Source organism: Pseudocitrobacter sp. 2023LY-00077, from assembly GCF_055796175.1.
The window spans coordinates 104,447-116,921 of sequence record NZ_JBSPEI010000008.1 but is presented as its reverse complement, the minus strand read 5'-3'; the positions used below and the strand labels follow the sequence as shown (position 1 = coordinate 116,921).

Here is a 12,475-nt window from a genome sequence, read left to right as displayed (position 1 = left end):
AATAAGATACTTTATAAACGTTATCATCATTTCATTATGTGATTTCACTCGCACTAAAATTGGGTAAAACGTTTTATCTTGCGCTCCACAACATCTTCAACCCATTTTTTGTACAAGGAGTCGTTCGATGACGACCAGAGCAGCACAAAAAGTCACATTGTGGGAGTTCTTTCAACAGCTTGGCAAGACATTCATGCTTCCTGTCGCCCTGCTGTCTTTCTGTGGGATCATGCTGGGGATCGGCAGCTCCCTAAGCAGCCATGACGTTCTCACGCTCCTGCCGTGGCTCGACACCCCGTTCCTGCAGGCGCTCTTTATCTGGATGAGCAAAGTCGGTTCTTTCGCGTTTAGCTTCCTGCCGGTGATGTTCTGTATCGCCATCCCGCTGGGGCTGGCGCGTGAAAACAAAGGTGTTGCGGCCTTCGCCGGTTTTGTCGGTTACGCGGTCATGAACCTGGCGGTCAACTTCTGGCTGACGGCTAAAGGTATCCTGCCGACCACCGATGCCGCGATTCTGAAAGCCAATAACATCCAGAATATCCTCGGTATTCAGTCTATCGACACCGGTATTCTTGGCGCGGTGATCGCCGGGATCATCGTCTGGCTGCTGCATGAACGTTTCCACACCATCCGCCTGCCGGATGCGCTGGCGTTCTTTGGCGGCACTCGCTTTGTTCCGATTATCACTACCGTCGTCCTGGGCCTGGTTGGCCTGGTGATCCCCTTGATTTGGCCGGTATTTGCGATGGGTATCAACGCGCTGGGTCATGTTATCAACAGTGCAGGCGACTTTGGCCCAATGATCTTTGGTACCGGTGAACGTCTGCTGCTGCCGTTTGGTCTGCACCACATTCTGGTCGCGCTGATTCGCTTTACCGAAGCTGGCGGCACGATGGATGTCTGCGGTCATTCTGTCAGCGGTGCATTGACCATCTTCCAGGCACAGTTAAGCTGCCCGGATACCCACGGCTTCTCCGAAAGCGCCACTCGCTTCCTGTCGCAGGGTAAAATGCCTGCCTTCCTCGGCGGCCTGCCGGGTGCGGCACTGGCGATGTACCACTGCGCTCGCCCGGAAAACCGTCACAAAATTAAAGGCCTGCTGATTTCCGGCGTCATTGCCTGCGTCGTGGGCGGCACCACTGAACCGCTGGAATTCCTGTTCCTGTTCGTGGCTCCTGTGTTGTACGTCATCCACGCGCTGCTGACTGGCCTTGGCTTCACCATGATGGCGATTCTTGGCGTCACCATTGGCAACACTGACGGCAACGTTATCGACTTCGTGGTCTTCGGTATTCTGCACGGTCTCTCCACCAAATGGTATATGGTGCCGGTGGTGGCTGCGGTGTGGTTCGTCGCCTATTACGCGATTTTCCGCTTCGCCATTACCCGCTTTAACATCAAAACGCCGGGGCGTGATATTGAAAGCAGCAGCGCCGTCGAAAAAGCAGTCACCGGGACTATCGGTAAATCCGGTTACAACACCCCAGCTATCCTGGCGGCACTCGGTGGGTCTGAAAACATTGTCTCTCTTGATAACTGCATCACCCGCCTGCGTTTGTCCGTCGAGGATATGTCAAAAGTCGACGTTGAAGCACTGAAAGCAAACCGCGCGATTGGTGTCGTACAGCTTAACCAGCATAACCTGCAAGTGGTGATTGGGCCGCAGGTGCAATCCGTGAAAGATGAGATTGCGGTGCTGATGAATACCGTTCAGGCATAAAACGCCCTTTGCCCCTGCCGCTCGCAGGGGCAAAATAGCGTCCTCGCTAACAGTTAAGGATTTCACATGTTTGACTTCTCAACGGTGATAGACCGGCATGGCACATGGTGTACCCAGTGGGATTATGTTGCCGACCGTTTTGGTGACGCCGACCTGCTTCCGTTTACCATCTCCGATATGGATTTCGCCACCGCCCCCTGTATTCTCGATGCGCTGACCAAACGCCTTGCGCACGGCGTCTTCGGTTACAGCCGCTGGAAAAACGATGAGTTTCCACCCGCCATCGTGCACTGGTTCGCCCGCCGTTTTCATAGCGTGATCGACCGGGAGAGCATTGTTTACGGGCCATCCGTCATCTATATGGTGGCAGAGATGATTCGCCAGTGGTCCGCGCCCGGTGACGGGATTGTGGTGCATACGCCTGCGTATGATGCCTTCTTCAAAACCATTACCGGCAATCAGCGCACGATTGTCGGCGTGCCGCTGGAGAAAGTCGATAACCAGTGGTTCTGCGATATGGTGAAGCTGGAAGCAGCCCTGGCGCAGCCGCAAAACAAAATTCTGCTGTTGTGCAGCCCGCATAACCCCACCGGGAAAGTGTGGACGCGCGATGAGCTGAACACGATGGCTGAACTGTGTGAGAAACATGGTGTGCGGGTCATCAGCGATGAAATTCACATGGATATGGTGTGGGGCAACCACCAACATACTCCGTGGTGCGACGTGGCGCGAAGCCCATGGGCACTGTTCACATCGGGTTCAAAAAGTTTCAATATTCCGGCCTTTACCGGGGCCTATGGGTTGATAGCCGACGAAGCCGCGCGCAACGATTACCTGTTTGCGCTGAAAAGCCGCGACGGCCTCTCTTCCCCATCGGTACCGGCACTGGTGGCGCACATCGCGGCCTACCGCGAAGGCGAGCCGTGGCTGGATGCTCTGCGCAGCTATTTACAGGATAATATGCGTTACATCGCGCAGACGCTGAATACCGCATTTCCGGAGCTGAACTGGGCGATGCCCGAGTCTACGTATCTGGCATGGGTCGATTTGCGTCCATTAAACATTGACGACAACGCGCTACAGGATGTGCTGATCAAACAGCAAAAAGTGGCGATCATGCCGGGTTATACCTATGGCGAGGAAGGCAACGGCTTTATTCGCCTGAACGCGGGCTGCCCTCGTTCTAAATTAGAACAAGGCGTCGAGCGTTTGATCGCGGCCATCAATACGTTACGCTAACGATTTTGCGCAACGATAATTTTTCGTTGCGCAAATAGCTTTTTGCAGTGAAATGTTTTTATAATAGCGCGCACTTAATCTAAAAAAGAGTGCGACCATGATTGATACTACGCTCCCCCTCACTGACATTCATCGCCACCTTGATGGCAATATTCGCGCCCAAACTATTCTCGATCTTGGCCGTCAGCACAATTTACCCCTTCCTGCGTCCAGCCTTGAGGCATTAATTCCGCATGTGCAGGTCACCAGTAATGAACCTGACCTGGTGAGCTTTCTAAGCAAACTCGACTGGGGCGTCAAAGTACTTGCCAACCTCGATGCCTGTCGCCGCGTGGCGTACGAGAACATCGAAGATGCCGCCCGGAACGGTCTGCACTATGTCGAACTGCGTTTTTCACCGGGCTATATGGCGATGACGCATCAGCTTCCCGTTGAGGGCGTGGTAGAGGCCGTAATCGCCGGTGTGCGTGAAGGCTGCCGCGATTTCAACGTCGAGGCGCGTTTAATTGGCATCATGAGCCGTACCTTTGGCGAAACCGCCTGCCTGCGCGAACTGGATGCCCTGCTGGCGCATCGCGACGGCATTACCGCGCTGGATCTGGCGGGTGACGAGCTTGGTTTTCCGGGGAGCCTGTTCCTTAGCCACTTCAACCGTGCACGCGATGCAGGGCTGCGCATTACCGTGCACGCGGGCGAAGCCGCTGGCCCGGAAAGCATCTGGCAGGCCATTCGCGAACTGGGTGCGGAACGTATCGGTCACGGCGTCAAAGCCGTTGAAGACGCGGCGCTGATGGAGTTCCTGGCGAAACAGCGCATCGGCGTGGAATCCTGCCTGACGTCAAATATCCAGACCAGCACCGTGCCATCACTGGCCCAGCATCCGCTGAAAACCTTCCTGGAACATGGCGTGCTGGCGAGCATCAACACCGATGACCCGGCGGTTCAGGGTATCGATATTCAGCATGAATATCGCGTTGCGGCACCGGCGGCCGGGCTGACGCCTGCGCAAATTCGTCAGGCGCAAATCAACGGGCTTGAAATTGCTTTCCTGTCGGAAGCTGAAAAATCCGCGCTGCGCGCACGCGTACAAGGCGCATAAAAAAACGGGCGCACAGCGTGTGCTGCGCGCCCGTTCTTCATTATCTTCATCAGGTCAGAGAAAGCACCGCGCGATGTTTCGCGGATTCAATCCCCAGCTCAATCAATTCCATAATCTGAATGGCCTGGCTTGCCGGAACCGGATTCTCACCCGCACCGTTTAACGCATCACGGATCGCCGCGTAGTAAGCCGGATAGTTGCCCGGCGTGGTGAGCAGCGTCTCTTCAACACGATCTTCACCGTCTACCCGCGTCAGTACGCCATCGCGCATGTCGTAACCCCAGTCTTCCTGCGGCAGACGTTCACCGTTCTTCAGGCGCTCTTCCTGCGGGTCGAGGCCATACTTCACGTAGCTGGCACGCGAACCGTGCACGATATAACGCGCCGTTTCAGCAGCAGCCAACAACGTGCCGTGCAGCACCACACGGCGTTGCGGATACACCAGCACCGCATGGAAGTAATCCGTCGCCTGCGCGCCTGGACGCAGCTGCGCGAGATCGACGGACAAACTGACCGGCAGACCAAAAAGATTTACTGCCTGGTCCAGCAGATGCGGGCCTAAATCGTACCAGATGCCGCTGCCAGGCCCTGCCAGCTCGCGCCAGCGGTTACGCACCTGCGGGCGATAGCGGTCGAAGTGCGATTCAAAATAAGCCACCTCGCCCAGTCGGCCTTCGTTGATCAGCGACTTCACGGTTAAGAAATCGCTGTCCCAGCGACGGTTATGGAACACTGACAGCAATTTACCCTGGCTTTTTGCCAGCGCATCCAGCTCTCGCGCTTGTGACAGTGTCACGGTAAAGGGTTTATCAACCACCACGTGCTTACCCGCCTCCAGCGCGGCTTTCGCCAGCGGGAAGTGGGTATCGTTCGGCGTAGGAATCACCACCAGGTCGATAGTGGGATCGGCGAAAATGTGTTTAGGTTCAGAGACCACGCTGACATTGGGCCAGTCGGCTTTAACTTTGTCGGCGTCGCTACTGGACACCACGGCCAGCTCCATCCCTGGCGTTCCGCTGATAAGCGGCGCATGAAAGGTTTTGCTGGCATAACCATACCCAATTAATCCGACACGAATACTGTCACTCATAATAGCCTCTTATCTGTGCTGTTTTTGTCCGACCCGGTGAAGCACCCGTCGCCGTGTAATCGATTTCTTATTTCACAACATATTGCGGAGATGAACAACAGATTAATAACATTATGGCGTACAGAAGCGGGTAATTATCGGAAAAATGAGCGAAAGACATGAATCGTTTCGGCTGAGGACTTGCGTTGCGCGCCAGGCGAGGTAAGATCTTCGTCCGTATCATTAATTTTGTCGAAATTGTCTTAATTACTATGTCTATTGTCTTTACACGGATCGTTGAACTGATCGGTTGGGGCGTACTTAGCGTCTCGGTTCTTCTTCTTGTTATCGCGCACCATATTGATAACTACCAACCACCAGAGCCGATTGCGGCGGTACAAAAGAAATAAGTCTGTTTGCTGAACAGTGACGGCGATCGCAACTGTGTAACCGGTTTCTGAAACCGGTTGCAACACCCTCTGTCCCCTCTTTACACTCAACTTATTGCACAGATAAGGAGAGTTTCATGGCTGCTTTTCCAAAAGATTTCCTCTGGGGTGCTGCAACAGCAGCCTATCAGGTCGAAGGCGCACACGATGAAGATGGCAAAGGGCTGTCTATCTGGGACGTTTTTTCGCACCTGCCCGGAACGACTTATCAAGGAACCAACGGCGATGTCGCCGTAGACCACTATCACCGTATGCAGGAAGATGTCGCACTGATGGCGGAAATGGGCCTGCAAAGCTACCGTTTTTCCATCTCCTGGCCGCGTTTATTACCGAATGGTCGTGGCGAGGTGAATGAAGCCGGGGTTAAATTTTACAGCGATTTGATTGATGCCCTGCTGGCGCACAATATTGTGCCGATGATTACGCTTTATCACTGGGATTTACCCCAGGCGTTGCAGGATGAAGGCGGCTGGGAAGTCCGTTCAACGGCGGAAGCCTTCGAAGAGTACGCTCGTCTGTGCTACGCCCGCTTCGGTTCACGGGTCAAACTTTGGGCGACGTTTAACGAAACCATCGTCTTTATCGGTCACGGCTATATTACCGGTAGCCATCCGCCGTCGGTGAAAGACCCGGCCCGGGCGATTCAGGCTTGCCACCAGGTCTTTATCGCTCATGCCATGGCAGTAAAAGCCTTCCGTGAAATGAACATCGAGGGCCAGATTGGCTTTGTTAACGTACTGCAACCGCATACGCCGCTCACTGATTCGCCGGAAGATACCGCCGCAAGCGAACTGGCTGACGCTATTCACACCCACTGGCTTTACGATCCGGTGCTGAAAGGCACCTATCCGGCTGAACTTCTTGCCCAAACGCAAGCCCTGTGGGGCGTGCCCCGCTTTGTGCCCGGTGATGATGAATTATTACGTAATCATCGCTGCGATTTTATCGGCCTGAACTACTACCGTCGCGAAACCGTGACGGCCAATCCGGGCGAGACGCTAACGCAGTCCAATCATAGTGGCGAAAAAAATAGCGGCGGCGAATTTGGCTTTAAAGGCTTGTTTAAATTTGTCCGTAACCCCAACGGCGTTTATACGGATTGGGACTGGGAGATTTGGCCGCAAGGGCTGACCGACGGCATTATGGCTATCAAACAACGCTATGGTGATATCCCCATCTACATCACGGAAAACGGCCTCGGTGCCAAAGATCCGATTGTTAACGGTGACATCGTTGACCAACCGCGCATCGATTATTTAGCTATGCATATTGATGCGCTGGAAAAAGCGATTGCGTTAGGTGCAGATGTACGCGGTTATTATCCGTGGTCGTTCATCGACCTGCTAAGCTGGCTGAACGGTTACAAAAAACAGTATGGTTTTGTTTATGTCGATCATCAGCAAAACCTTGCCCGTAAGCGCAAGAAAAGCTTTTACTGGTATAAAGAAGTGATCAACAGCCACGGCAACGTGCGCTAATCCGCTCCGGGCGCCCTGGGGCGCCCAAACGCTTTTCCTGATAACGTCATTTCCTGCGATATATCAATAACGCCATTTTCTGTTCTTGAATTTGTCATTTATAACCCAAATAATTACAGCGTCCTGAAGAGAGTATGCCCGTTGCGGGCTGAACTCTTAATGAAAACGGGTGTCGATAAACTTGTTGTCAAACTGAGTGATGCGCCATTGTGGTGCCGTGCTTTTGCGCCCCCTTCAGGCCCTGCGTGATTTAACATTATAAAATGGATACCTACAAATGACCGTCCTGGATTATTTATTGAAATTCCGTAAAGTCAGCTCGCTGGACAATCTCGAAAAACTTTATGATCATCTTAACTATTCGCTTTCCGACACCAATGAATTAATCAATATGTATCGCGCTGCCGATCACCGTCGGGCGGAGCTGGTTTCTGGCGGTCGTTTGTTCGATATCGGCCAGGTGCCAAAATCCGTTTGGCATTACGTGCAGTAACTATTGTTATCATCAGCGTCAGTTGCTTATACTCCACCGCCATATTTATAACTGACGCTGATAATCAGGAGACGAAATGTCGTCAAATTCTGCAGAACGAATTGGTGGATGGTTGCTCGGCCCGCTGGCGTGGCTGTTGGTCGCCCTGCTTAGCATTAGCCTGCAACTGCTGATGTTCGTTAACGCCCTGCTTAATCCGCAGATCCTGAACCTGTTAAAAGCACAAAGCAGCACGCATCTGGCCCTTTGGGTTCTTTCCTTAGCATTCGTGATTGCCATGTGGTATTACACCCTGTGGCTGACCATTGCTTTCTTTAAGCGCCGTAAAAATGTGCCTAAGCACTATATTATCTGGTTGCTGGTCTCATTATTGCTGGCGCTTAAGGCGTTTGCATTCGCACCGGTGTCCGACATCATCGCGCTACGCCAGTTATTGCTGCCGTTGGCCGCTGCGGCGCTGATTGTGCCCTATCTCAAACGCTCATCTCGCGTGAAGCGTACGTTTGTGAACCCTTAATAACCACACTCTTGCCCAGTTGTCGATGGACGCACTTTCGTCGATAATAGGCGGCTTTTTTTGTTACAGGTCGAATGATGACTGACTATTTATTGCTCTTTATCGGTACCGTACTGGTAAATAACTTCGTCCTGGTGAAGTTCCTCGGGCTGTGCCCGTTTATGGGCGTGTCCAAAAAACTGGAAACAGCAATGGGCATGGGGCTTGCGACCACCTTCGTGATGACGCTGGCGTCCATTTGCGCGTGGCTGATTGATACCTGGATACTGATTCCGCTTAATCTGATTTATTTGCGCACGCTGGCCTTTATTCTGGTGATTGCCGTTGTGGTGCAATTCACCGAAATGGTGGTGCGTAAAACCAGCCCGGCGCTTTATCGTCTGCTGGGCATCTTCTTACCGCTGATCACCACCAACTGCGCAGTGCTCGGCGTGGCGCTGCTCAACATTAACCTCGGCCATAACTTTTTACAGTCGGCGCTGTATGGCTTCTCCGCCGCCGTCGGTTTCTCGCTAGTGATGGTACTGTTTGCCTCTATTCGCGAACGTCTGGTGGTATCGAATGTGCCTGCGCCGTTTCGCGGTAACGCCATTGCGCTGATTACCGCAGGGTTAATGTCGCTGGCGTTTATGGGCTTTAGCGGGTTGGTGAAGTTGTAATGATGACCTTCTGGATTGCCGTCGCCGCTATCAGCGTTTTAGGGCTGATTTTCGGCGTCATACTGGGATACGCCTCACGCCGTTTCGCGGTGGAAGATGACCCGGTTGTTGAAAAAATTGATGAACTCTTACCGCAAAGCCAGTGCGGGCAGTGCGGCTATCCGGGCTGTCGTCCCTATGCCGAAGCGGTAAGCAACGGTGAAAAAATCAACTGCTGCGCCCCCGGCGGCGAAGCGGTAATGTTGAAAATTGCCGAATTACTTAACGTCGATCCGCAACCTGTCGACGGCGATACCGCCGTTCAGGAACCGGCGCGGATGCTGGCCGTGATCGACGAAAACAACTGTATCGGTTGTACCAAGTGCATTCAGGCGTGCCCGGTGGACGCCATTGTCGGCGCGACCCGCGCAATGCACACGGTGATGAGCGACCTCTGCACCGGCTGCAATCTCTGCGTTGCGCCCTGCCCGACCCAGTGTATTGAACTGCGCCCGGTCGCCACCACAACCGACAGCTGGAAATGGGACCTGCAAAGTATCCCGGTACGTAATATTCCTGTGGAACAACATGCTTAAGTTATTTTCCGCGTTCAGAAAAGAGAAAATCTGGGATTTCGATGGGGGGATTCACCCACCGGAAATGAAAACTCAGTCTAATGGCACGCCGCTGCGCCAGGTCCCCCTTGCGCAGCGTTTCGTCATTCCTCTGAAGCAACATATTGGTGCTGAAGGCGAGCTGTGCGTGAAGCCCGGCGATCGCGTGCTGCGTGGTCAGCCGTTGACGCGCGGCTGGGGGCGAATGCTGCCCGTACACGCGCCAACCTCCGGAACCGTCGTTGCCATTGAGCCGCACGCCACGGCACACCCTTCCGCCTTGCCGGAAATGAGCGTCATCATTGATGCCGATGGCGAAGATCAGTGGGTTTCACGCGACGGCTGGCACGATTACCAGAATCGTTCGCGTGAAGAATTGATTGAGCGAATTCATCAGTTCGGCGTCGCGGGCCTTGGCGGCGCGGGTTTCCCGACCGGCACAAAACTGCGCGGCGGCGGCGATAAAATCACCACGCTGATTATCAATGCGGCGGAGTGCGAGCCGTATATCACGGCGGATGACCGGCTGATGCAGGATTGTGCGGCGCAGGTTATCGAAGGTATTCGTATCCTGGGTCATATCCTGCAACCGCAGCAGATTCTTATTGGCATTGAAGATAACAAACCGCAGGCCCTATCAATGCTGCGAGCGGTGCTGGCGGGCGCACATGATATCAGCCTGCGGGTCATTCCCACCAAATATCCGTCCGGTGGCGCGAAGCAATTGACGCAAATTCTCACCGGCAAGCAGGTTCCGCACGGCGGCCGCTCATCCGATATCGGCGTACTGATGCAAAACGTCGGTACCGCGTTTGCAGTGAAACGCGCGGTGATTGACGGTGAACCATTAACCGAACGCGTGGTGACCTTAACCGGTGAATCCGTGAGCCGCCCAGGTAACGTTTGGGCGCGTCTGGGCACGCCGGTCAGTCATCTGCTTGAAGACGCGGGTTTCTGCCCCTCCGCTGAACAGCTTGTGATTATGGGCGGCCCGTTGATGGGCTTTACCCTGCCGTGGCTGGATGTCCCGGTGGTCAAAATCACCAACTGTCTGCTGGCACCATCGCCATCGGAAATGGGCGAGCCCGAAGAAGAAAAAGGCTGCATTCGCTGTAGCGCCTGTGCAGATGCCTGCCCGGCCGATCTTCTGCCGCAGCAGCTTTACTGGTTCAGCAAAGGCCAGCAACACGATAAAGCGACTGCGCATAATATCTCTGATTGCATCGAGTGCGGCGCCTGCGCGTGGGTCTGCCCGAGCAGCATTCCTCTGGTGCAGTACTTCCGTCAGGAAAAAGCAGAAATCTCAGCAATTCGTCTTGAAGAGCAGCGTGCCGCAGAAGCGAAAGCCCGCTTTGAAGCACGTCAGAATCGTCTTGAGCGTGAAAAACTGGCGCGCGCTGAACGGCATAAAAAAGCAGCCGTACAGCCAGCGGCGAAAGATCAGGATGCGATTAATGCCGCTCTGGCGCGCGTGAAAGAGAAGCAGCAGCAGGCCACGCAGCCGGTCATCATCAAAGCAGGTGCACTGCCGGATAACAGCGCCGTGATTGCAGCCCGCGAAGCACGTAAGGCGAAAGCCCGTGCTGCCCAGGCAGAAAAACAACCAAGCGATGCGGTAGACCCGCGTAAAGCGGCCGTCGAAGCTGCCATCGCACGCGCTAAGGCGCGTAAAGCGGAGCAGCAAGCGGTCAGTGAACCCGTTGCGCTAACAGAAACGGTTGATCCGCGTAAAGCGGCCGTTGAAGCCGCTATTGCACGGGCCAAAGCGCGTAAAGCGGAACAGCAAGCGGTCAGTGAACCCACTGCGACAGCGGAAACGGTGGATCCGCGTAAAGCCGCTGTCGAAGCCGCTATTGCACGGGCCAAAGCGCGTAAAGCGGAACAGCAAGCGGCCAGTGAACCCGCTGCGACAGTGGAAACGGTGGATCCGCGTAAAGCCGCTGTCGAAGCCGCTATTGCACGGGCCAAAGCGCGTAAAGCCGAACAACAGGCCGCAAATGAGTCGGCTGCCAATGATGATCCACGCAAAGCGGCCGTTGCGGCAGCGATTGCCCGCGTTCAGGCGAAAAAAGCCGCGCAAGCTGTAAACGAGGAATAAATGGTTTTCAAGATAGCGAGTTCCCCTTATACCCATAACCAACGCCAGACATCGCGTATCATGATGCTGGTGATTTTGGCCGCCCTGCCCGGCATTGCGGTGCAAAGCTGGTTTTTCGGCTGGGGAACCCTGATTCAGCTTCTGCTGGCCTCGCTGACGGCCTGGGCAACGGAATCGTTCATATTGCGTCTGCGTAAGCAGTCTATTGCCGCGACGCTTGCGGATAACTCGGCCTGGCTGACCGGCATTCTGCTGGCCATCAGTATCCCGCCTTTCGCCCCGTGGTGGATGGTGGTCCTGGGCACAGCCTTTGCGGTGATCATCGCTAAACAACTGTATGGCGGCTTAGGGCAGAACCCGTTTAACCCGGCAATGATTGGCTATGTTGTGCTGCTGATCTCCTTCCCGGTGCAGATGACCTCCTGGCTGCCGCCGCATGAAATTGCCGCCAACACACCCGGTTTTATCGACGCATTAAAGGTGATTTTCACCGACCATACGGCTGCGGGTCAGGACATGAACGCGCTGAAAATGGGCATTGATGGCATCAGCCAGGCCACGCCGCTGGATACCTTCAAAACGTCGCGTCACGCGGGTCATTCGCCAGACAGCATCATGCAATCGTCCATTTATCACGGCGCGCTGGCGGGCATTGGCTGGCAGTGGGTAAACCTGGCATATCTGGCAGGCGGGCTGTTTTTACTGTGGAAAGGTGCCATTCGCTGGCATATCCCGGTGAGCTTCCTGTTGAGCCTCGCCGTCTGCGCGACGCTTGGCTGGCTGTTTAACCCGGAAAATGTCGCCTCGCCGCAAATGCATCTGCTGTCTGGCGCGACCATGCTGGGTGCATTCTTCATTCTGACCGACCCGGTGACCGCCTCTACGACCAACCGTGGACGCCTGATTTTCGGCGCGCTGGCGGGCCTGCTGGTGTGGTTGATTCGCAGCTTCGGGGGTTACCCGGATGGCGTTGCTTTTGCCGTATTGCTGGCGAACATTACCGTACCGTTGATTGACTACTATACGCGCCCGCGCGTTTACGGCCATCGCTGAGGATTAAT

12 protein-coding genes are annotated in these 12,475 nt (G+C 54.7%); 11 read left to right on the top strand and 1 reads right to left on the bottom strand.

Features of this window, described 5'->3' with window-relative positions; all coding sequences use genetic code 11:
- Window positions 1-127 precede the first annotated feature (127 nt).
- The 3 genes from malX (at window position 128) to add (ending at window position 4,058) form a co-directional block, all read left to right on the top strand.
- Window positions 128-1,720, top strand: a complete 1,593-nt coding sequence (gene malX / locus ACWWFX_RS12355) for a maltose/glucose-specific PTS transporter subunit IIBC (protein WP_473223912.1) — start codon at window positions 128-130, stop codon at window positions 1,718-1,720.
- A 66-nt stretch (window positions 1,721-1,786) separates the two neighbouring features.
- Window positions 1,787-2,959, top strand: a complete 1,173-nt coding sequence (locus ACWWFX_RS12350) for a MalY/PatB family protein (protein WP_473223911.1) — start codon at window positions 1,787-1,789, stop codon at window positions 2,957-2,959.
- A gap of 97 nt (window positions 2,960-3,056) precedes the next feature.
- Window positions 3,057-4,058, top strand: a complete 1,002-nt coding sequence (gene add / locus ACWWFX_RS12345) for an adenosine deaminase (protein WP_473223910.1) — start codon at window positions 3,057-3,059, stop codon at window positions 4,056-4,058.
- Window positions 4,059-4,107: 49 nt separating this feature from the next.
- Here add and ACWWFX_RS12340 read toward each other — a convergent pair whose 3' ends face one another.
- Entirely contained in the window at window positions 4,108-5,148 is a 1,041-nt protein-coding gene (locus tag ACWWFX_RS12340; RefSeq protein WP_276220075.1) for an oxidoreductase, read from the bottom strand.
- 251 nt (window positions 5,149-5,399) lie between these two features.
- Between ACWWFX_RS12340 and blr the strand changes: the two genes are divergently transcribed.
- The 8 genes from blr (at window position 5,400) to rsxD (ending at window position 12,467) form a co-directional block, all read left to right on the top strand.
- Window positions 5,400-5,537: a division septum protein Blr gene (gene blr / locus ACWWFX_RS12335; protein WP_015964285.1), complete on the top strand. Its 138-nt coding sequence runs from the start codon at window positions 5,400-5,402 to the stop codon at window positions 5,535-5,537.
- A gap of 116 nt (window positions 5,538-5,653) precedes the next feature.
- Window positions 5,654-7,054, top strand: a complete 1,401-nt coding sequence (locus ACWWFX_RS12330; RefSeq protein WP_456145626.1) for a GH1 family beta-glucosidase — start codon at window positions 5,654-5,656, stop codon at window positions 7,052-7,054.
- Window positions 7,055-7,331: 277 nt separating this feature from the next.
- Window positions 7,332-7,547 (top strand): transcription modulator YdgT, encoded by a 216-nt coding sequence (ydgT, locus tag ACWWFX_RS12325; RefSeq protein ID WP_015964283.1) that lies wholly within the window; start codon window positions 7,332-7,334, stop codon window positions 7,545-7,547.
- A gap of 76 nt (window positions 7,548-7,623) precedes the next feature.
- Window positions 7,624-8,064, top strand: coding sequence for a DUF2569 domain-containing protein (locus tag ACWWFX_RS12320; RefSeq protein WP_456145627.1), 441 nt, complete (start codon window positions 7,624-7,626; stop codon window positions 8,062-8,064).
- Between the two features lie 77 nt (window positions 8,065-8,141).
- Window positions 8,142-8,723 carry an electron transport complex subunit RsxA gene (gene rsxA / locus ACWWFX_RS12315; protein ID WP_015964281.1) on the top strand — a complete coding sequence of 194 codons (582 nt, stop codon included), beginning with the start codon at window positions 8,142-8,144 and terminating at the stop codon, window positions 8,721-8,723.
- The gene (rsxB, locus tag ACWWFX_RS12310; protein ID WP_015964280.1) at window positions 8,723-9,298 is read left to right on the top strand and encodes an electron transport complex subunit RsxB; all 576 of its coding nucleotides are present in this window, start codon (window positions 8,723-8,725) and stop codon (window positions 9,296-9,298) included. Before rsxA ends, rsxB begins: the two co-directional genes overlap by 1 nt.
- Window positions 9,291-11,414: an electron transport complex subunit RsxC gene (gene rsxC / locus ACWWFX_RS12305; RefSeq protein WP_473223909.1), complete on the top strand. Its 2,124-nt coding sequence runs from the start codon at window positions 9,291-9,293 to the stop codon at window positions 11,412-11,414. Before rsxB ends, rsxC begins: the two co-directional genes overlap by 8 nt.
- Window positions 11,415-12,467, top strand: coding sequence for an electron transport complex subunit RsxD (gene rsxD / locus ACWWFX_RS12300; RefSeq protein ID WP_473223908.1), 1,053 nt, complete (start codon window positions 11,415-11,417; stop codon window positions 12,465-12,467).
- The last annotated feature ends 8 nt before the right edge of the window (window positions 12,468-12,475 follow it).

What these genes read in the sequence shown, in the direction of transcription:
- rsxA (WP_015964281.1), top strand. Translation starts at nt 8,142, where the DNA reads ATGACTGACTATTTATTGCTCTTTATCGGTACCGTACTGGTAAATAAC.
- ACWWFX_RS12320 (WP_456145627.1), top strand. Translation starts at nt 7,624, where the DNA reads ATGTCGTCAAATTCTGCAGAACGAATTGGTGGATGGTTGCTCGGCCCG.
- ACWWFX_RS12350 (WP_473223911.1), top strand. Translation starts at nt 1,787, where the DNA reads ATGTTTGACTTCTCAACGGTGATAGACCGGCATGGCACATGGTGTACC.
- rsxD (WP_473223908.1), top strand. Translation starts at nt 11,415, where the DNA reads ATGGTTTTCAAGATAGCGAGTTCCCCTTATACCCATAACCAACGCCAG.
- rsxC (WP_473223909.1), top strand. Translation starts at nt 9,291, where the DNA reads ATGCTTAAGTTATTTTCCGCGTTCAGAAAAGAGAAAATCTGGGATTTC.
- rsxB (WP_015964280.1), top strand. Translation starts at nt 8,723, where the DNA reads ATGATGACCTTCTGGATTGCCGTCGCCGCTATCAGCGTTTTAGGGCTG.
- ACWWFX_RS12330 (WP_456145626.1), top strand. Translation starts at nt 5,654, where the DNA reads ATGGCTGCTTTTCCAAAAGATTTCCTCTGGGGTGCTGCAACAGCAGCC.
- add (WP_473223910.1), top strand. Translation starts at nt 3,057, where the DNA reads ATGATTGATACTACGCTCCCCCTCACTGACATTCATCGCCACCTTGAT.
- ydgT (WP_015964283.1), top strand. Translation starts at nt 7,332, where the DNA reads ATGACCGTCCTGGATTATTTATTGAAATTCCGTAAAGTCAGCTCGCTG.
- ACWWFX_RS12340 (WP_276220075.1), bottom strand. Translation starts at nt 5,148, where the DNA reads ATGAGTGACAGTATTCGTGTCGGATTAATTGGGTATGGTTATGCCAGC.
- malX (WP_473223912.1), top strand. Translation starts at nt 128, where the DNA reads ATGACGACCAGAGCAGCACAAAAAGTCACATTGTGGGAGTTCTTTCAA.
- blr (WP_015964285.1), top strand. Translation starts at nt 5,400, where the DNA reads ATGTCTATTGTCTTTACACGGATCGTTGAACTGATCGGTTGGGGCGTA.